We start from the raw sequence: 16962 nt of genomic DNA, 5'->3' as shown, positions 1-16962 counted from the left end.
TTCGGCAACACATCTTGGCCGCGCCCGTCGCGGGCGCCGCTACTGATCACAGATTGGATCAGAGTTCAACATGAGGTAGATTGCAGCCCCCATGCGCCCCACCACAGCCAAAGAAAAGGCCAGGATCGCCGCCGGTGCGGCGACGGCCGTCGTCATGACGGCCGTGCTGTTCGCATTCGCAATGGGATTTCTGCTGGCGCGATGAATGCGCCGCGCGGCGGACGGATGGCCGCCGCGCAGACCTACGCGGCGCGCACCGTGTGGAGGAATTTCCCGACTTCGTCCCTCAGCCGGCTGCTGTCGGTCGCCAACATCTTGGCGGTGGAAAGCACCTGCGAGGAGGCCGAGCCGGTCTCGGCCGCACCGCGCTGCACGTCGGCGATGTTGGTGGAGACCTGCTGGGTGCCGTGGGCGGCCTGCTGCACGTTGCGCGAGATCTCCTGGGTCGCGGCGCCCTGCTCCTCGACGGCCGCGGCAATGGTCGACGACACTTCCGAGAGCCGCTCGATCGTCGCGGAGATGTCGCGGATCGCGTTGACGGATTCCTGGGTCGCGGTCTGGATGCCGGAAATCTGCTGGCTGATCTCGCCGGTCGCCTTGGCGGTCTGCTCGGCCAGCGTCTTCACCTCGGAGGCAACGACCGCAAAGCCGCGGCCGGCCTCGCCGGCGCGTGCCGCCTCGATCGTGGCGTTGAGCGCCAGGAGGTTGGTCTGGCCGGCAATGGTGTTGATCAGCTCGACGACGTCGCCGATGCGCGTCGCCGCAACCGAGAGCTCGCTGACGCGCACCGTCGTGGTGCGGGCCTGGGTGACGGCCTCGCCCGCCATCCGTGCCGATTCCTGCACCTGGCGACTGATCTCGTTGACCGAGGAAGACAGCTCCTCCGTGGCGGTCGCAACCGACTGCACGTTGCTGGTGGCTTCACCAGAGGCGATTGCGACGACCGAGGTCAGCTCCTGCGCACGCTGCGCGGTGGTGGCCAACGTCGAGGACGACGCTTCGAGCTCGGTGGACGCCGAGCCTACTGTCTCGATGATCTCGCCGACCGCGCGCTCAAAGCCGTCGGCAAGGTTGACCATGTCGCGCTTGCGCTGATCGGAGGCCTGCTTCTCCACTTCGACCTGCGCAGTCTTGAGGCGCTCGACCTCGATCCCGTTGGTTTTGAAGATTTCGACCGTCTTCGCCATGTCGCCGATCTCGTCGCGGCGGTCCTTCTCGGGCACCTCGGTCTTGAGATCGTTGCGGGCAAGGCCCTCCATGGCGAGCTTGAGGCGGGCAATCGGCCGGGACATCGCATTGAGGCCGATGAACAGTGCGATCGCGATACCCAGGATCAGGCCGCCGGCGCTGACGCCGATCACAGTCCAGGTCGCGGATTTAGCATCGCGGTTGATAGCGTCCTTGCGTTTGGCGACCGCCTCTGCGGTCTCGCCCACGAACTTTGCAATGCGCCCCAAGGCCGCATCCATCACCGGATCGCACTCCTTATGCGCACGTTCGGCTGCCTTGGCGTTCTCTTCCGGGCTGCTTGCGAGTGAGCCTGCCTTCAGCACCGGGTCGCAGCCGGCGAACACCGCCTTCAACTGATCGCCGATGCTCTTGATCTGGCTCGCGCGCGCCGGATCGTCCTGCTCGGCTGCATCGAGGTATTGGCGGATTTCATCGCGGTTCTGGGTCGCGGTCTTGAGACGGTTGGCGTTGCCCGCCTCCGTCGCCTCGGTGAAGACCGCATAGAGCGCTGCATGATAGGTCTCTGCGCGGCGCTGGGCCCGCGTCAGGTTGAGCGCTGAGGATTGTGCTGCGGAAAGCTCGGCGAAGCCGTCGACCGTTGCCGAGAGCTCGCGCGTGCCGAAGCCCGCGACGGCGACCATGGCAAAGCCCATCACGGCGACGATCAGCGCGACCTTCCACACGATTTTCAGATTGTTCAAAACGCTCATTGCAGCCGCCCCAGTGATTTTCTGCCGATGCATATTCCCAGCACCGTGCATTGGAACCAGCTGACGTTAAGATTTGATGCCAAATGTCCGGGGTAGTCTTACGGAAAACTAACTATTTGGGCTTCCGCCGTAAGCTTGGTGTAAGCTTCAGCCTATTCCGGGGTGTGAGCCGGGCTTGGAAAACCGGAACCGGTCGGCGGCGTCGTCCGTTGTCGGCGCATGCGGATCACGGAAGAAAACCGAAACATGTTTCTGCTGGCGACGGTGACGCTGTGCTGTAGCGCCCTGGCCGGAGCAATTGCGCTGTTCGAACCGGCTCCGGCAAAGCAGCAGGCTCAACGGGCAGTGATCGATGTGACCGCTCCGACGCCGGTTCGGGTGGTCGGGGCTCCGTTCGAGCCCAACCTCAATCCGCGGGAGCGCTAGCCCTCACCCCGGCGAGACGTCGGCGCCCTCCTCGGGACGGCGTTTGGCGCGGGCCAACTCCTCAACGAACGCGATCACCTCCGCCCGTTTGTCGGGCGGCAGCGACAGGAACGCGCGGACGAGCCTCAAGCCCTCGGCTTCGGCTGAATGGTCTGCTTTGGCATCCATTCCCCACTGTCGGGCGGCCGGGAAAAATATGCAATCCCCTACCCAAGACCTTCTTGATTCAGCCGGCCAGCTTTGCTGGAATGATCCCGACAGGGGTGCACCATGAAGTGGATCACGGAACGCGACGCGCTGATCGCGCAGACAATGGCCTTCGTCCAATCGGTAACCGGCAAAAAGGATGACTTGCATCCCCCGGAGATCCCGACGGCGACAGTGGCCGCGTTGGTGCAGATCGTCCCCGTCAACACCCTCGTCGAGAGCAAGCCACTTCCGCCCCAACCCTTGCCTCTCCCGCCGCAGCGCGTAGCGAGCCACGACGTCCGCACCGAGATGCAGGCCCGCATCGCCAATTTCCGCAAACATCAGGAGCGGTTCGAGCGCGAGCGCGAGGAGTATTGCGCGGCCACCCTGACCAAACTGCGCGCCGCCATTCGCGACGCCTCCCCCCGGCCACCGGCTGAAAAGTAAAGCCGGGGCCTCCCGTCGCAGGCTACAGCCAGGACCACACCAGCCAGAGATTGGCCGCGCAGGCGCCGAACAGGGCCAGCGTGAGGGGCAGCAGCATGTGCCCGCAAGAGGTTTTCAGGTCGGTCGTCATGGCCGAAAACATCCCCTGATTCCGCCAAATGAGTCCCGGGGATTCTTTTTTTCGGGATTCAGGACTCGTTAAGGACTCAGGCCCCGGCGACCCTGATCACGGCCGCGTGATCGACCGGCAATCGGAACCCCTCCCCCGCAAAGTCGTTAACGCGCTTTCCGGGAGCGGGAAGAATGCCCTACGCCCTGTTCTGCAACGACGCCCAGATCAGCAAGGCCTATCCTGATGAGTCCGACGTCTGGAGGCTCGCGCAGCGCAGTGGCCTCGTCGTGGACGTATCCGCGGATGACAACCGCCCCGGGCCACGCCGGGTGCTCGACAACGATTACGAGATCAAGCCGTGCCGGGCCGCACAGGGCGAGGACCCAGCCCGGAACAAGGCCGAGGCCGATCGCCAAGCGAGGATGGAGCTTGAGCTGAATTCCTAAAGACGGATCAAAGGTGGGAAGCCAGAGCTCAGGAAAAGCTCAGGGCGTCGCGGTCGCGAGCGAGGCCTGCTCGCCCGCCAGAGCCACGCAGGCCTTCCGACGATGCAGCCCACGGATCGCGCCGGTGACCTTCAGCACCTTACCGGAGGAGCACGAGGCGTCCTTGACGAAGGCCACCTCGTAGGGTGCCAGCATCAGAGGCTCGGATTTGAGGATTGTTTGGGCAGCGCACGGCAAACTGACGAAGCACGAGAGCACCACAGCCGACACCAAGATACGCATGTCCGTCGTCCCACCAGCCCGGTAATTGTCATATAACGCGTTCCGGCGCGCGAGTTCCCTAAGCTGCAAAAATTATTTTTGCTTTACCCGAGCTCCATGACGCGCGTGAGAAAGCGCGCGCCAAAACGTTTGCTTGCAAATGACGCGCCAGATGGTTGACGCAATGCAAACGACAGAAGGCTGGCAACCGGAGCCGGCAAACGAAAGGCCGGCGGGAGCCGGCCTTTGTCAGATCGTGGTCGTTGGTGGCGCGTCAGTAGCGCGAGGCTGCCGGACCGCCCCAGCCGAAGCGATAATTCACGCCGACCTTGACGGTATGCTCGTCCTCCCGGCCGCGGACGCCGACAACGTCGACCGGACCGGAGGTGATCGTCGTGCTGCCGAAGTTGTAATACTGGTACTCGGCCTTGGCCGACCAATTCGGCGCGAACATGTATTCGAGGCCAGCGCCAACGGTATAGCCGTCCTTGCTGTTGCCGGTGGCGGTGAAGGGCTGCGGCACGCCGGCAATATTGACGCCGAGGCCGCCGTTACGCCAGGCATAACCGCCCTTGGCGTAAAGCAGCGCCGGACCCCAGGTGTAGCCGATGCGGCCGGTCACCGAGCCGAGCTGGTCGGTATTGGACGTCACCTGCGTGCCCAACGGGAACGTGGCACCGCCGTTGTTGGTCGGCAGCCAGGAATACTGCGCCTCGACGCCCATGACCCAATTGGGCGCGAACTGGTAGTCGAAGCCGCCCTGGACACCGCCGAGGAAGCGCGCGTCGCTCGACTGGAAGCTGCTGTCGCCGGCAAAGGCGCCGCCGACATGGCCGCCGATGTAGAAGCCGGTCCAGTTGTAGATCACCTGCGGCGGCGTGTAGGCCGGAGCCTTGGTGTAGGTGCGCGCCTGCATGTCGGCTGCGGCAGCCGGCGCGGCCAGCGCAAGCAGGGCAACTGCACCCAGCAAAATCCTTTTCATGATCATCCCCGTTCTTTCAAATTCGACACTCAGGAAACAACGTGGCGTGAATTGGGTTGCTTCGCGGCGATGCCGGAACGTTGATCGTTCGTTACTGTGACGGAGCGGCAACAGCGCGATTTTGTTCCGTCCCGCAGGCTCGTGCCGACGGTTTTTTTCCGCAGGAAACAGAACCTGCCGTAACGATTAGTCGCAACGCAAAACCACGCCGTTCAAAGCTCCCCGAAATGTGATCCGGCAGCTCCGGCGGGCTTGGTCCTATCACCAAGCGATGAAGGTGGGCTTTGCGCTACCGCGTCATCTTTTCAAGTTCCAGAAAGGGTACGTAAACCGCGCCCGCGCACAGCTCGCTGGCGCGATCGACGACGCGGTCCGCCCGACCGTTGACGAAGATCACGGCGCGCTCCCTCATGGCCTTGTAGGTGCCGTCGGTCTCGCGTGGGGTGAAGTGCAGGCAGCTGACATAGAACTGCCGACCGCCGACCTCGCGCTGCACCGGCTCGGCCATGCTGGCGTCACGCACGCCGACGGGGTTGTTCAGATAGCTGCGCATCAAGGCCAGCGTGTCGCCGCGGAAGTTGTCGGGAAACGGCTGCGGTCCGCCAGCCTGGGTCCCGTCCATCAGGGTTGGACGGTCACCATCGCTGCCGAAACATCCCGTGAGCGCCAGCGGCAGTGCCAGCATCAACGCCAAGCTCACTGCGCGTTTCGCTCGTCGCCGCACCGCTTACGCTCTCCGCTCGATCAGTCTCGGAGACGTTCAGCCCCAAGGTTGCAATGATGCATGTCTACAGGTGTTTTGCCCGACGAGTCAAACGGATTGATTCGTAAAATCCGTAGATGAGCCACCGCTTAAACCATTGATTTATCTACGACCCGCTACTGTGCATGGGGTTGTTTTCGAGGTTTTGTTGGCGGCCGCCAAATCTGGGACGTTGCTCGCGGGCTTCATCATGGTCGTACCGGCCCGCCGCCAGCACCTCGAGCTTTCGCGCAAGGCGTGACGAACGGGCCGGGCCTGAATTCCTCACGCGGCGGCTGGGCAATGCTAGAACGCCGCCGCGCAGGATCAGTGGTTAGCTGCGCTTCTCCATCGTCGCCGGCTTGGTCACGTCCGGCTGCGTCGTCAGCGACTTCTTCGCGGACAGATGCTTGTGGTGGTGGCGATGCGTGCGCACGGTCTTGTGCGCGTCCGGTGTGACCGCGGCGTTGGCGTTCATCGCCTTCGACTTGGTGTCCACCTTGGCGTCGGCCTTGACGTCCGAAGCCTTGACACCGGAAGCCTTGACATCCGAAGTCTTGACATCCGACGTCTTGGCATCGGAAGTCTTGGCATCGGCCTTGAGGCCGGCGTCGGGTTTCGCGGCGGTGGTGGACACCTTGGTCTGGGCCTGGTCCGCCTTGATCACCGGCGTGGTCGTGGTGGTCTTGCCGGCCTCGGCTGCGAAGGCCGGGGCTGCGATCACGGAAGCTGCAAGCAAGGCTGCGGAAATGGTCTTCAACATGGTTGGTCTCCTCTTGGAAGGATCTTGAGGCGGGCGCCCTCTCGCCAACCCTTTGATCGTAGGTTGGAGCCTAGGGGGCACGCACTGAACCCAATCTGAAGCCCGCAGCAGGCTCCCGTTCATCTGGATGACAAGTTTGTCATCTGCCCGCAGGGCGAATAGGCCGGGATGCCGGGAATGTTTTCGCCTGATGGGTGTTCCGGTCTTTGGGCAATCGTGTAGGATCGCCACGTTCCATACGGGAGAACTTAGATGCGAAAACTCTCAACGCTTCTTGTGCCGGGACTTGTCGCCATGACATTGGCGGCCGGGCCGGCTCTGACCAGCGCCTATGCCGCAGGTGGCGACACCCCCTCGTCGCCGCCATCGTCGGACACCTCGACCAAGAAGGGCAAGAAGAAGAGCTCCTCCGTCAACGATCCCAAATTCCTCGCCGCCTATCGCACCGCCTACACCACGATCTACGACAATCACGACTACACCGGCGCGATCGGCCAGCTGAAGTCGCTCAAGCGCGACGACGTCGCCGACGTCGCCAATCTGATTGGCTACTCCTATCGCAAGCTCGGCGACTACCAGTCGTCGAAGGTCTATTACGAGCTGGCGCTGAAGGACGATCCGAACCACGTCCGCACCTGGCAGTATTATGGCCTCTGGCAGCTCGAGCAGGGCAACCGCGAGCAGGCGCAGTATCACCTCGACAAGCTCGCCTCGCTCGCCGGCACCGACAGCTCCGAATATCGTTCGCTCGCCGCCGCGCTCGACAAGCCGACCGGAGCGACTCTCGTCTATTAAGAACATCGCATCTTTGAACGAAGCGAACGGGCACAACCTCAGGGTTGTGCCCGTTCTGCGTTCTCGGCTAGCCTCTCGCATCAAATCCTCTCCTCGCTAATCGGTGCGCAATGGACAAATGGCTGCGATCCGCGATCGACTACATCGGCTCCTGGATCGAATTCCAGCACACCACAATCCAGCAGCCGGGCGTGATCGTCGCATTCGCCCATCGCGGCGAAATCGTCGCCGAGCACGCGTTCGGCCTCGCCAATCTCGACACCGGTGAGAAGCTCACCCCGCGCCACCGCTTCCGCATCGCCTCGCACTCGAAGAGCTTCACCTCGGCCGGCATCATGAAGCTGCGCGAGCAGCGCAAGATCCGGCTCGACGATCCCATTGGCCAATATGTCGCCGGCCTGCATCCGCGCGTCGCCGAGACGACGATTGGGCAAGTGCTCTCGCACAGCGCAGGACTGACGCGCGACGGCGCCGATTCCGGCCAGTTCATCGACAGCCGTCCCTATCTCGACGCGAGCGAGCTGCTCGCGGAATTGAAGCTGCCGACCGCGATCGAGCCAGGCACACGCTTCAAATATTCCAATCACGGCTTTGGACTGATCGGTCTCGTCATCGAGGCCGTGACGAAAGAGCCCTACCCGGTCTGGATGAAGCGCGAGATCATCGAACCGGCGGGCCTGCGCGAGACCGCGCCGGACGCGCCGCTTCCCAAGGGCGCGTCGTTCGCGCGCGGCCACACCCGCAAGCTGCCGTACGGGGAGCGATGCGTGATCCCCGGCGATAATCCCGCGCACGCGATGGCCTCCGCCGCCGGCTTCATCGCGACCGCCGCCGATACCGCCCGCTTCTACGCGCAGCTCGCGCCCAATGCGAAAAAGAGCGTGCTATCGGTCGCGAGCCGCCGCGAGATGACGCGAAACCATTGGCGCGTGCCGCAAAGCTTCGAGGCCTATTACGGCCTCGGCGTCAACGCCGGCAAAACCGACGGCTGGGATTGGTTCGGCCATGGCGGCGGCTTTCAAGGTTACATCTCGCGGACCTGCTGCATCCCCTCTTGCGAGCTCGCGATCAGCATCCTCAGCAACTCCATCGACGGCGCGGCCCCGTTCTGGATGGACGGCGCGATGCAGATCCTGCGCGTCTTCCAGTCCCGTGGCGCACCCGACCGGCGCGTGCGCGACTGGACCGGTCGCTGGTGGACGATCTGGGGCGCGAACGACCTCGTGCCGGTCGGCAACCGCGTGCTGGTCGCCAATCCCCAGTTCAACAACCCGTTCATGGATGCCGCCGAGATCGAGGTCACCGGTCGCGACACCGGCAAGCTCGCCTGGGCCGCCGGCTACTCCAGCCATGGCGAGCCGGTCCGCCGCGTCCGCGACAAGCGCGGGAGGATCAGCGACGTCTGGATCGCGGGCGCCAACGTCAAGCCTGCGGCCGTCGTGGCGCGTGAGATCGCGCGGAGATACAAGCCGCGCAAGCGACGGCCTACTCCCGAATGAGCGTCTCGACCTCGCTCCGAAGCGCCTGGCGCGAGCCGTCGCGCGAATAGAACATGTGGCCGCCGGGATAGACCACGAACTTGACCCGCTGTGTTGCGAAGGCCGGCAACTGGTCGAGCACCCGCTTCGATCCGAAATAGGGCGTGGCGAGATCGAACAGGCCGTGCGCGACCAGCACGTTCAGCTTCGCATCCGTGGCGAGGATCTGGCGCAGCTCGGAGACGGACTGCGGCGGGTTGATGCCGCGGCCGAAATCCCAGTGACCCTCGACGGCGCCGTTCAACACCTCGTAGGAGCCATCGGGCCGCCAGTTGAGCTTGTGTGTCAGCAGGTCAACTGCGGCACTCGTCAGCGGCGCCTGCAGCGCATCGCCGGAGGGATCACCGAACCGCGAGCTGCTCGAATCCGGATAGGGATCGAAGCCGCGCACCGAGGCATCGTAGCGCCCCGTCACCTTACCGTTCTTGCGGTCGAATTCGCGGCGGAATTCGCCGACGTCGAAGCGGCCGGCGAGCCGGCGGCTCACCGCCTGGTCGATGCCGGTGAGCTCGGCGACCTTGTCGGCAAGCCGATTGGTGGCCTCCTTGTCCGCCTCGCCCTTGACGAGGTCGGCCAGGAATTCGCCGCGCGCGTAAGCCTCGACGTCGGCGAGATCGGCGCGCTTGACCGGGCCTTTCGCCTCGCGCGCCACCGCGACATAGCTCGGCAGCGTCGCGACATATTGCAGGAGGCTGGTGCCGGTGAACTCGCGGAAGTCCAGGAGCGGCGACACCAGGATCAATCCCCTGACGCCGACGCCGTGCTGGAGCTGCAACTGGCGCACCACCTTCGGCCCGCGAATGCCGCCATAGCTTTCGCCGGCGACATATTTCGGCGAGGTCAGCCGGTCGTGCTTCTCGAGCCAGCGGCGGATCACGAGCGCGATCGAATTGACGTCGCCGTCGACGGAGTAGAACGACTTGCGCGCTTCATCGCCGCTTGCGACGAAGCGGCTGTAGCCGGTGCTGACGGGGTCGATGAAGACGAGATCGGTGAAATCGAGCCAGGTCTCCGCGTTCGGCTTCACCTCGGGCGAAGCGGACGGCGACAGCGCTTCGCCATCGAGCGGCAGCCGCCACGGCCCGGCCGCGCCGAACTGAAGCCATGCCGAGGACGCACCGGGCCCGCCGTTGAACAGGAACGTCACGGGGCGCGTCGCCCGGTCGGCGCCGTCGAGCTCATAGGACGTATAAGCGATGTCCGCCACCGGCTCGCCCTTGCCGTCGAACACGCGGATCGAACCCGCGGTCGCCGCGAAACTGAGGGTGCGGCCCGTAAGATCGAGCGTCTGCTTCGTGGTGGAATCCGGCGGAAGACGGTGCGGCTCGGCGGATGACGATGCATTCTGCGACGCGCTTTGTGCGCCGCCGCGACCGCCCTTCGATGCGGCTGGCGCCGCCGCCTCGGCGCGCGGCTGCGGCGGATCCTCGGCGCGCGCAAATCCTGCGAGCGCGAATGCCGACACCGCCAGCACCAGGGTCGCGCGGCGGAGCGCCGGCATGTTCGTGGCCATGATCGTTCTCCCTGTCCGGCGACGCTCCGGTGCGGACCGCAAGGCTAGCGCGGAATTGCGACGGTTTGGGGGATCATGGCTCCAGCGGCGCCTGAAGAGCCCGGTGGGGCACAAATCGACCCGGTTTCATCCTCAAATCGGAATGGGCAGTTGCCGGTCTGCTGTGAAGGGCGGTCATCCTCGACAATCCCGGTCGAGATCGTTAGACGAGCCCGGCGGAACTTTCTCCAGCCAGCGGCCCTGCCCGGAAGCCATGACCAAGCCAGCGCGATACGACCGGATCGCCTTCGTCGCCAGCCCGAGCAGCGAGGCGCAAGCCGCCTTCGGCCAGCTCACCAGGGACTTCGGCAATTGCGATCCGAAGGACGCCGACATCGTGGTCGCACTCGGCGGCGACGGGCTCATGCTCCAGACGCTGCATCAGCACATGCATACGGGCAAGCCGATCTACGGCATGCACCGCGGCACCGTCGGCTTCCTGATGAACGAGTACTCGACGGTCGATCTTCGGGCCCGTCTCGAGGCGGCGCAGGAATCCGAGATCCACCCGCTCCTGATGCGCGCGACCGACGCCAACGACCGCGTTCACCTGCATCACGCCATCAACGAGGTCGCCCTGTTCCGGCAGACCTACCAGGCCGCGCGCCTGCGGATCCTGATCGACGAGCGCGAGCGCATGTCCGAGCTGATCGCCGACGGCATCATGGTGGCAACGCCGGCCGGCTCGACCGCCTACAATCTGTCCGCCCAGGGACCGATCCTGCCGATCAACGCCGCTCTGCTGGCGCTGACGCCGATCAGCGCCTTCCGCCCGCGACGCTGGCGCGGCGCGCTGCTGCCGAACACGGCTTATGTTGTGATCGAGGTGCTGGAGGGCGACAAGCGTCCCGTGGCGGCGGTCGCCGACCATGACGAGGTGCGCGACGTCCGCCGCGTCGAGGTGCTGTCCGACAGGACCATCTCGATGCGCATGCTGTTCGACCCCGGTCACAGCCTGGAAGAGCGCATTCTGCGCGAGCAGTTCGGCTCCTGAGCCGCCTCGCCGGACTGCCGATCGCAACCCTTCATTAACCCCCGGCGAGATATGGTTAACGAAAGTTGACCGCTCCGGCCCGGGCTCCATGTTCCGCATCGATTTCAACAAGCTGCGTTTCCTCGTCTGCGACGACAATCCGCACATGCGCCGCATCCTGCGGACGCTGCTGCATTCCTTTGGCGCGCGTGAAGTCTACGAGGCCGAGGACGGCGCCACGGCGCTGGAAATGTACAGCCATTACGTGCCCGACATCGTCATCACCGACTGGGCGATGCCGATCTTCGACGGGCTCGAGCTGGCGCAGATGATCCGGCAGCCGGAATCCAAGGGCAATCCCTACGCGCCGATCATCATGCTGACCGGCCATTCCGAGAAGCGCCGCGTCACGGTGGCGCGCGATGCCGGCGTCACCGAATTCCTGGCCAAGCCGATCTCGGCCAAGGGGCTCTACCAGCGCATCCTCAACGTGGTCGCCAGTCCCCGCCCCTTCATCAAGACCAAGACCTATTTCGGCCCGGATCGCCGCCGCAACATCACCTCCGCCTATATGGGTCCCGAGCGCCGCGTCGGCGAAAAGCACGAGGTGCTGCAGCAGCCCTCGCTGCTCGACAAGGCCCGCTCCTCCATCTAGCGCAACGTCTCTCACGATCGAGGCCGATATCATGGCGAAGAACAGCGCAAGAGACATCGAGATCACGGCCTTCGCCACGCATCAAATCATCACGCAGCCCAACCCGCTGCGGTCGGTCCTGCGCCGCGTCGAAGACAAGGACATGGACGATCCGGTTGCCCGCGCCGAACAAGCGCTCGCGGGCCTCGCCGGCGAGTTCAAGGACTGGATGGCGACCGAGATCAACCGGCTGTCGGCGGCCTACGTCGCCATCCGGCACGACGGCTTCACCAAGGACAGGCGCGACGAGTTGTTTCGCGCCGCGCACGACATCAAGGGCGATGCCGCGACCTTCGGCTATCCGGCGGCGGCGGGTGTAGCCGAGAGCCTGTGCCGCGTCATCGAGCACGCACCCGATCTGGAAAAGGTGCCGGCCGAGCTGTTCACGCACCACATCAACGCCATCCTCGCCATCGTGCACGAGAACACCAAGCTCGACAGCATCAGCGTCTCCGCCGAGCTCAGCCGGCGCCTGCGCAAGGTCGCCGACGACTATCTCGCCGACGCCAACCGCGACCGCCCCGAGCATCTCGAGGTGATCCTGGCGCCAAGCATCGCGCCGGCGGGGTAGCTCTTCCCTCATCATTGCGAGCGCAGCGAAGCAATCCAGACTGTCCCCGCGGTGGGATTCTGGATTGCTTCGCTGCGCTCGCAATGACCGGAGTTTGCGGTTTCGACCTGCCCTGTCTCGGATATCGAATCAGGCCGCGATCAGATCGTCATAGACCCGATCAACTGTCTCCTCCGCGACCAGCTCGTCGCAGAACAGCCTTGCCTCTTCGCGCGCGGATTCGGTGGCGAAGCGGCGCAGCAGGACCATCAGCGGCTCGGTCGCGCCGCGGTCGGTCTCGCAATGGGTGAGCACGCGCTCGACCATGCGGCGGCGCAGCCGCACCGCATTGTCGTCGCTGTCGACGAAGCCTTGCTCGTGGCAGGCATCGAGCGCGACCTGGAAGGCCGCAAACGTCGCCTCGGGAAGTCCGGCGCGGCGGAGCAGCGCGTGCAGGCTGTTGCCGCCGCGATCGTGCAGCAGCGCGGACACGCGCGCCAGCGGCAGCTCGGCGAGCTCGGCCAGCGCCGCATCGAACAGGTCGAGATTGCTCGACAGCAGCGCGCGCAGAATGAGACCCGCGGTGAGCTGGCCGGTGATGCGCAGGTGCCGAACAAGACCTTCCATGTCTTCGCCGCGCGAGCGCGCCGCGATGTTCATGGTGGAGCGGTCGCGCGCCTCGATTGCGATCCGCTCGGCGCGGTCGGCACTCAGCCAGTTCCGGGCCACGACGAATTGAGCCAGCGTCTCCGAGAGTTTTGCCACCAGCGCAGCGCGCGTTGCCGACGGCAGATCCTCGAGCACCAGCATCGCCTCGCGGATCGCGGCGAGATGGCCGTGACGCTCGACGATGCGATCCCAGGAGAACGGCGCAAGCTCGGCATGAGAATTTTCGATCAGCTCGAGCGCTGCCGCCGCGCAGCCGACTTCGGCAATGGCGGCGCAGACCGATACCGGCAGCGCGATGCGGCGCGCGACCGCGCACTGCACCTCGTCGTTGCCGGTCGCGACGATGTCGACGAGATCGGCGTCGATCAGCAGCGGAGAATGTTCGAGCACGGGCAACGCGACGGTGGGCTGGTCCGCCGACAGCGCCCGCACGATCGACGCCGGTGCCTCGGTGCTGCGCGCAAACGCCTCGGCCATCGCCTGCCGCACCAGCGGCGAGGGATCGTCGAGCAGCATCAGAAGCGCGCCTTCAGCGGCAATACGGTCGTCATGGGAAAGGTCTGAGATCAGCCAGGCCCGGGCCAGCGCCCGCGTCGCCTCGGCCCGCTCGCCAGCGGGCGCCGTCCTGATCCAATTGATGAACTGCCGAACAATCATGGTGCTTCCGGCTTACGCAACGAAGACGAAGCGGTGACGGCTTGTCACCTGCAACACAAAATAAACCACGACGCTTAACAAAGCGTTCACCATAACTGGCTGGTTTTATTGACGTTTTGTTAAGGGAACAAAGGCGCCCCGTTCACGCACTGGGCCCTGCGCGCAGCGTTCACGCTGCGACGTGTCCGAGACACCGGCGCGCGAATTAGCTTGAGAACGTGCCGCTGCGATCGCTGAAGAGATCAAGAGGCTGGGGCGGCCGGACGTCGGGCGTCGCCGATGCGGCCGAAGTCGCGGGTGCGACCGTGGTCGCGGGTGCGACCGAAGTGAGCGAGGCGTTGTTGCCCCACAATTTCTGCACGGTCGTCGAGACCGGCTGGGTGGTGTCGCCGGGCTGATAGATCGAGCGAAACACCGGCGTGCTCGGTGCATTGTCCGCCACCGTCATTGGCGCTGTCGCGCTGACCGGCGTCACCGCGCGTGTATTCGGAAAGGACTGGAGATACGCGGCATTGTCGATCAGCGGCGCGGCAGGCTGTACGCCGTTGGCGCTCGCGACCTGCGTCGTCGATGGCGTGCCGCCATACATCGCCATCGCGCTGCGGGTGGTTTTCGAATTTGCCGCGCCGGCGTAGCGTGCATCCAGCACCGAATAGACCTCGGAGACGCTGCGCGCGCGGCCGTCCCTGGCGTAGAAGATCGAGCGATTGGCGGACGCAGCGTTGGGAAACAACCGCGCGCCGACCGCTTGCGGATTGTCCTCGGCATTCGCGATCAGCTTCGCGGCGCCGCCGACGCCCATGAAATGCGCCATGTAAAGTTCGCTGTCGGACGGCCTGCGGCCGAGCAGCCCGGTGAGCTTGAAGCTGTTCGACTGCGTCAGCGCGGCCGCCATGCTGGAGGCGGCCTCCGGATCGTCTCGCAGCTTCATGATCGACCGCTTCATCGCGGGATCATCGACGGTGTAGGTGCCCGACGACGTCCTGGTGATGGCGTCGGAATAATTGCCATAGCCGAGCTGGGTGCCCGCTTCCTTCACCGTGCCGAGCCAGGTCTGGTCGATGAACTGGTAGAGCCCGTGCGCCGATGACGTAGACGCCCCCGCCGTGGGATCGAAATCCGATTCCATCTTGGCGGTGGTCAGCATGTATTGGAAGCTGACGCCACCGACGTTCGAGGCCTGCTTGATCGCACCGGCGACGCGTGCCCGCGACGGATCGAGAACCGCCGTCTGAGAGGCACTGGAATTGTCGACCGACATGAAATGCCCGCCCCGCGCGGCGTTGAGCGGCGCCGGCAATTCGGCGCCCTGTCCTCTCACCGTGGAACAGCTATGGTTAATCCGGGGTTAATTCGGCCGCCCGCGCTCCGCGTGACGGCAGGACTACTTCTTGTACACCGCGTCCGGATCGAACAGCCTGTCCGCATCGACGAAGACGAGCGTGGCGCCGCCGTCTTCGGCCTCGACCTTGCGGTAGAAGCAGGACCGGCGGCCGGTGTGACATGCCGCGCCGATCTGCTCGACGCGCAGCCAGATTGCATCCTGATCGCAATCGGTGCGGATCTCGACCACGCGCTGGGTTTGACCCGAGGTCTCACCTTTTCGCCACAAGGCATTGCGCGAGCGGCTGAAGTACCAGGCCTCGCCGGTCGCGACGGTCTTGCGCAGCGCCTCGTCATTCATGTGCGCGACCATCAGCACGTCGCCGGTGGCGACGTCGGTCGCGACGACCGTCACGAGCCCGGCCGCGTCGAATCTGGGAAGGAAGGCGAGACCTTCCTCGGTCTCATGGGAGTGAGCGGACACAGTGCCCTCGCCGGTCTATTCGCGAGGTCAGCGCTGCAGGCCTCGCACCAGGGACAGAAAACGAGCCTGCTCCGCCGGATTGTCGCGGAACATGCCGGTGAAGCGGCTGGTAAAGGTGGAGGCGCCATGCTTGGCGACGCCGCGCACCGACATGCAGGTATGCTCGGCCTCGATCAGCACGGCAACGCCGCGCGGCTTGAGGATCTCGTCGATCGCCGCCGCGATCTGCGCGGTCATGTGCTCCTGGGTCTGCAGCCGGCGGGCGAAGATGTCGGTGAGGCGCGCAAGCTTCGACAGGCCGACCACGCGTTCCACCGGCGTATAGGCGATGTGCGCCTTGCCGTAGAACGGCATCATGTGATGCTCGCATTGCGAGGTGAACTCGATGTCCCGCACAAGGACGAAATCATCATAGCCGGCGGTCTCGCCGAAGGTGCGATCGAGCACCTCGGCCGGGCACTGGTGGTAGCCCTGATAGAGTTCGTCGAAAGCCTCGACCACGCGGCGCGGCGTGTCGAGCAAGCCCTCGCGGTTGGTGTTCTCGCCGATATAGGCAAGCAGTGTCTTCACCGCCTGCTCGGCCTCGGCGCGCGCCGGGCGCGGCTGGTCGGCGCGTACGGCAGCGGCGAGGAATTCGGAAGGATCAAGCTCCGCCGGACGGCTCTCGGGCTGCCGGTCGGAGGGCTTGTTGGGGCGGATGGATTTGATGGTAGCGTCCATGTCTACTCCGTTCGACGGCCTTGCGGCCGGAGTGTCACCGGCAGACGGGGCGGCGAGCCGCCGGACGCCTGAGAGAACAGTTTCGGCGAAAGGTCTTCAAATTAACGCCGGCAGCACGGTTCTGGATCACACCATCGCTGCGGCGCTGGACTGTTTTTCCGCCAGTTCCGACCCTATATAGGGCCGTGGACGGCGCACGCCAAGGCCGATCCTGCTGGACTCCATCACATGCTGAACGACATTTATAACAAGCGGATCATCGAACTGGCCGGGAATATTCCGCGGCTCGGACGGCTGTCCAATCCCGATGCCACCGCCACCGCCCACTCCAAGCTGTGCGGCTCGACCGTCAAGATCGACCTCAAGATGGAGGGCGACAAGGTCACCGACTTCGCCCACGACGTGAAGGCCTGCGCGCTGGGACAGGCTTCTTCATCCATCATGGCAAGTCAGATCGTCGGATCGACTGCGAGCGAACTCCGTGAGTTACGCGAAACTGTTCGCAAGATGCTGAAGGAGAACGGCGCGCCTCCTGAAGGCAAATGGGCAGAGATCAAGTTCCTTGAGCCGGTCCGCGACTACAAAGCGCGCCACGCCTCGACGCTCCTGACCTTCGATGCCGTGGTCGATGCCATTGGCCAGATCGAGGCGAAGGCGAAGCAGCCGGCTGCGGCGCAAGGCTGAGTCCGGAGGCTGATT

At 64.8% G+C, this 16962-nt stretch carries 20 protein-coding genes; 9 read left to right on the top strand and 11 right to left on the bottom strand.

What is annotated here, in order from left to right; genetic code table 11:
* Positions 1-242: 242 nt before the first annotated feature.
* Positions 243-1940 carry a methyl-accepting chemotaxis protein gene (locus tag AC0L3J_RS19715; protein ID WP_473348094.1) on the bottom strand — a complete coding sequence of 566 codons (1698 nt, stop codon included), beginning with the start codon at positions 1938-1940 and terminating at the stop codon, positions 243-245.
* A 219-nt stretch (positions 1941-2159) separates the two neighbouring features.
* Here AC0L3J_RS19715 and AC0L3J_RS19710 point away from each other — a divergent pair, with 219 nt between their 5' ends.
* Positions 2160-2366: a hypothetical protein gene (locus tag AC0L3J_RS19710; protein ID WP_473348093.1), complete on the top strand. Its 207-nt coding sequence runs from the start codon at positions 2160-2162 to the stop codon at positions 2364-2366.
* A 3-nt stretch (positions 2367-2369) separates the two neighbouring features.
* Here AC0L3J_RS19710 and AC0L3J_RS19705 read toward each other — a convergent pair whose 3' ends face one another.
* Positions 2370-2534 (bottom strand): hypothetical protein, encoded by a 165-nt coding sequence (locus AC0L3J_RS19705; protein ID WP_007602663.1) that lies wholly within the window; start codon positions 2532-2534, stop codon positions 2370-2372.
* A 102-nt stretch (positions 2535-2636) separates the two neighbouring features.
* Between AC0L3J_RS19705 and AC0L3J_RS19700 the strand changes: the two genes are divergently transcribed.
* Together AC0L3J_RS19700 and AC0L3J_RS19695 are read left to right on the top strand one after the other, a co-directional pair.
* Positions 2637-3002, top strand: a complete 366-nt coding sequence (locus AC0L3J_RS19700) for a hypothetical protein (protein WP_473348092.1) — start codon at positions 2637-2639, stop codon at positions 3000-3002.
* Between the two features lie 303 nt (positions 3003-3305).
* Complete coding sequence (locus AC0L3J_RS19695; RefSeq protein WP_007602660.1) at positions 3306-3560, top strand: hypothetical protein; 255 nt, start codon at positions 3306-3308, stop codon at positions 3558-3560.
* A gap of 39 nt (positions 3561-3599) precedes the next feature.
* On the opposite strand, the gene AC0L3J_RS19690 is transcribed toward AC0L3J_RS19695, so the two are convergent.
* From AC0L3J_RS19690 to AC0L3J_RS19675, 4 genes are all read right to left on the bottom strand, one after another.
* Entirely contained in the window at positions 3600-3842 is a 243-nt protein-coding gene (locus AC0L3J_RS19690) for a hypothetical protein (RefSeq protein ID WP_018455389.1), read from the bottom strand.
* 253 nt (positions 3843-4095) lie between these two features.
* The gene (locus AC0L3J_RS19685) at positions 4096-4803 is read right to left on the bottom strand and encodes an outer membrane protein (protein ID WP_219683804.1); all 708 of its coding nucleotides are present in this window, start codon (positions 4801-4803) and stop codon (positions 4096-4098) included.
* A gap of 289 nt (positions 4804-5092) precedes the next feature.
* The gene (locus AC0L3J_RS19680) at positions 5093-5488 is read right to left on the bottom strand and encodes a hypothetical protein (protein WP_473348224.1); all 396 of its coding nucleotides are present in this window, start codon (positions 5486-5488) and stop codon (positions 5093-5095) included.
* A gap of 391 nt (positions 5489-5879) precedes the next feature.
* Positions 5880-6308: a His-rich protein BRANT gene (locus AC0L3J_RS19675; protein WP_473348091.1), complete on the bottom strand. Its 429-nt coding sequence runs from the start codon at positions 6306-6308 to the stop codon at positions 5880-5882.
* A 252-nt stretch (positions 6309-6560) separates the two neighbouring features.
* Here AC0L3J_RS19675 and AC0L3J_RS19670 point away from each other — a divergent pair, with 252 nt between their 5' ends.
* Together AC0L3J_RS19670 and AC0L3J_RS19665 are read left to right on the top strand one after the other, a co-directional pair.
* Positions 6561-7103 (top strand): tetratricopeptide repeat protein, encoded by a 543-nt coding sequence (locus AC0L3J_RS19670; RefSeq protein WP_473348090.1) that lies wholly within the window; start codon positions 6561-6563, stop codon positions 7101-7103.
* 110 nt (positions 7104-7213) lie between these two features.
* Entirely contained in the window at positions 7214-8602 is a 1389-nt protein-coding gene (locus tag AC0L3J_RS19665) for a serine hydrolase domain-containing protein (RefSeq protein WP_473348089.1), read from the top strand.
* On the opposite strand, the gene AC0L3J_RS19660 is transcribed toward AC0L3J_RS19665, so the two are convergent.
* A complete protein-coding gene (locus AC0L3J_RS19660) occupies positions 8589-10154 on the bottom strand; it encodes a S10 family peptidase (RefSeq protein WP_473348088.1) in 1566 nt (521 codons plus the stop codon). The genes AC0L3J_RS19665 and AC0L3J_RS19660 overlap by 14 nt on opposite strands.
* 253 nt (positions 10155-10407) lie before the next feature.
* Between AC0L3J_RS19660 and AC0L3J_RS19655 the strand changes: the two genes are divergently transcribed.
* The 3 genes from AC0L3J_RS19655 (at position 10408) to AC0L3J_RS19645 (ending at position 12431) form a co-directional block, all read left to right on the top strand.
* On the top strand, positions 10408-11187 hold the full coding sequence (locus AC0L3J_RS19655) for an NAD kinase (RefSeq protein WP_007602648.1): 780 nt from the start codon (positions 10408-10410) through the stop codon (positions 11185-11187).
* 88 nt (positions 11188-11275) lie between these two features.
* Positions 11276-11821: a response regulator gene (locus tag AC0L3J_RS19650; RefSeq protein ID WP_027567831.1), complete on the top strand. Its 546-nt coding sequence runs from the start codon at positions 11276-11278 to the stop codon at positions 11819-11821.
* A gap of 31 nt (positions 11822-11852) precedes the next feature.
* Positions 11853-12431: an Hpt domain-containing protein gene (locus tag AC0L3J_RS19645; RefSeq protein WP_473348087.1), complete on the top strand. Its 579-nt coding sequence runs from the start codon at positions 11853-11855 to the stop codon at positions 12429-12431.
* A gap of 129 nt (positions 12432-12560) precedes the next feature.
* Here AC0L3J_RS19645 and AC0L3J_RS19640 read toward each other — a convergent pair whose 3' ends face one another.
* From AC0L3J_RS19640 to folE, 4 genes are all read right to left on the bottom strand, one after another.
* Positions 12561-13736, bottom strand: coding sequence for a DUF2336 domain-containing protein (locus tag AC0L3J_RS19640; protein ID WP_473348086.1), 1176 nt, complete (start codon positions 13734-13736; stop codon positions 12561-12563).
* Positions 13737-13941: 205 nt separating this feature from the next.
* Positions 13942-14997: a lytic transglycosylase domain-containing protein gene (locus AC0L3J_RS19635; RefSeq protein WP_473348223.1), complete on the bottom strand. Its 1056-nt coding sequence runs from the start codon at positions 14995-14997 to the stop codon at positions 13942-13944.
* Positions 14998-15120: 123 nt separating this feature from the next.
* Complete coding sequence (gene hisI / locus AC0L3J_RS19630; RefSeq protein ID WP_473348085.1) at positions 15121-15543, bottom strand: phosphoribosyl-AMP cyclohydrolase; 423 nt, start codon at positions 15541-15543, stop codon at positions 15121-15123.
* A 27-nt stretch (positions 15544-15570) separates the two neighbouring features.
* On the bottom strand, positions 15571-16263 hold the full coding sequence (folE, locus tag AC0L3J_RS19625; RefSeq protein ID WP_007602630.1) for a GTP cyclohydrolase I FolE: 693 nt from the start codon (positions 16261-16263) through the stop codon (positions 15571-15573).
* 228 nt (positions 16264-16491) lie between these two features.
* On the opposite strand from folE, the gene AC0L3J_RS19620 reads away from it, so the two are divergent.
* Positions 16492-16947, top strand: a complete 456-nt coding sequence (locus AC0L3J_RS19620; RefSeq protein WP_027518679.1) for an iron-sulfur cluster assembly scaffold protein — start codon at positions 16492-16494, stop codon at positions 16945-16947.
* Positions 16948-16962 lie beyond the last annotated feature (15 nt).

The organism is Bradyrhizobium sp. Kon37 (genome assembly GCF_055807535.1).
This window is presented reverse-complemented; position numbering and strand designations above follow the sequence as displayed.

Excerpts from the sequence above, each read along its gene's own strand:
- AC0L3J_RS19680 (WP_473348224.1), bottom strand. The coding sequence starts at position 5,488 with ATGCTGGCACTGCCGCTGGCGCTCACGGGATGTTTCGGCAGCGATGGT.
- AC0L3J_RS19645 (WP_473348087.1), top strand. The coding sequence starts at position 11,853 with ATGGCGAAGAACAGCGCAAGAGACATCGAGATCACGGCCTTCGCCACG.
- AC0L3J_RS19710 (WP_473348093.1), top strand. The coding sequence starts at position 2,160 with ATGCGGATCACGGAAGAAAACCGAAACATGTTTCTGCTGGCGACGGTG.
- AC0L3J_RS19665 (WP_473348089.1), top strand. The coding sequence starts at position 7,214 with ATGGACAAATGGCTGCGATCCGCGATCGACTACATCGGCTCCTGGATC.
- AC0L3J_RS19660 (WP_473348088.1), bottom strand. The coding sequence starts at position 10,154 with ATGGCCACGAACATGCCGGCGCTCCGCCGCGCGACCCTGGTGCTGGCG.
- AC0L3J_RS19655 (WP_007602648.1), top strand. The coding sequence starts at position 10,408 with ATGACCAAGCCAGCGCGATACGACCGGATCGCCTTCGTCGCCAGCCCG.
- AC0L3J_RS19620 (WP_027518679.1), top strand. The coding sequence starts at position 16,492 with ATGCTGAACGACATTTATAACAAGCGGATCATCGAACTGGCCGGGAAT.
- AC0L3J_RS19695 (WP_007602660.1), top strand. The coding sequence starts at position 3,306 with ATGCCCTACGCCCTGTTCTGCAACGACGCCCAGATCAGCAAGGCCTAT.
- folE (WP_007602630.1), bottom strand. The coding sequence starts at position 16,263 with ATGGACGCTACCATCAAATCCATCCGCCCCAACAAGCCCTCCGACCGG.
- AC0L3J_RS19715 (WP_473348094.1), bottom strand. The coding sequence starts at position 1,940 with ATGAGCGTTTTGAACAATCTGAAAATCGTGTGGAAGGTCGCGCTGATC.
- AC0L3J_RS19690 (WP_018455389.1), bottom strand. The coding sequence starts at position 3,842 with ATGCGTATCTTGGTGTCGGCTGTGGTGCTCTCGTGCTTCGTCAGTTTG.
- AC0L3J_RS19640 (WP_473348086.1), bottom strand. The coding sequence starts at position 13,736 with ATGATTGTTCGGCAGTTCATCAATTGGATCAGGACGGCGCCCGCTGGC.
- AC0L3J_RS19670 (WP_473348090.1), top strand. The coding sequence starts at position 6,561 with ATGCGAAAACTCTCAACGCTTCTTGTGCCGGGACTTGTCGCCATGACA.
- AC0L3J_RS19705 (WP_007602663.1), bottom strand. The coding sequence starts at position 2,534 with ATGGATGCCAAAGCAGACCATTCAGCCGAAGCCGAGGGCTTGAGGCTC.
- AC0L3J_RS19700 (WP_473348092.1), top strand. The coding sequence starts at position 2,637 with ATGAAGTGGATCACGGAACGCGACGCGCTGATCGCGCAGACAATGGCC.
- AC0L3J_RS19685 (WP_219683804.1), bottom strand. The coding sequence starts at position 4,803 with ATGAAAAGGATTTTGCTGGGTGCAGTTGCCCTGCTTGCGCTGGCCGCG.
- AC0L3J_RS19650 (WP_027567831.1), top strand. The coding sequence starts at position 11,276 with ATGTTCCGCATCGATTTCAACAAGCTGCGTTTCCTCGTCTGCGACGAC.
- AC0L3J_RS19675 (WP_473348091.1), bottom strand. The coding sequence starts at position 6,308 with ATGTTGAAGACCATTTCCGCAGCCTTGCTTGCAGCTTCCGTGATCGCA.
- AC0L3J_RS19635 (WP_473348223.1), bottom strand. The coding sequence starts at position 14,997 with ATGTCGGTCGACAATTCCAGTGCCTCTCAGACGGCGGTTCTCGATCCG.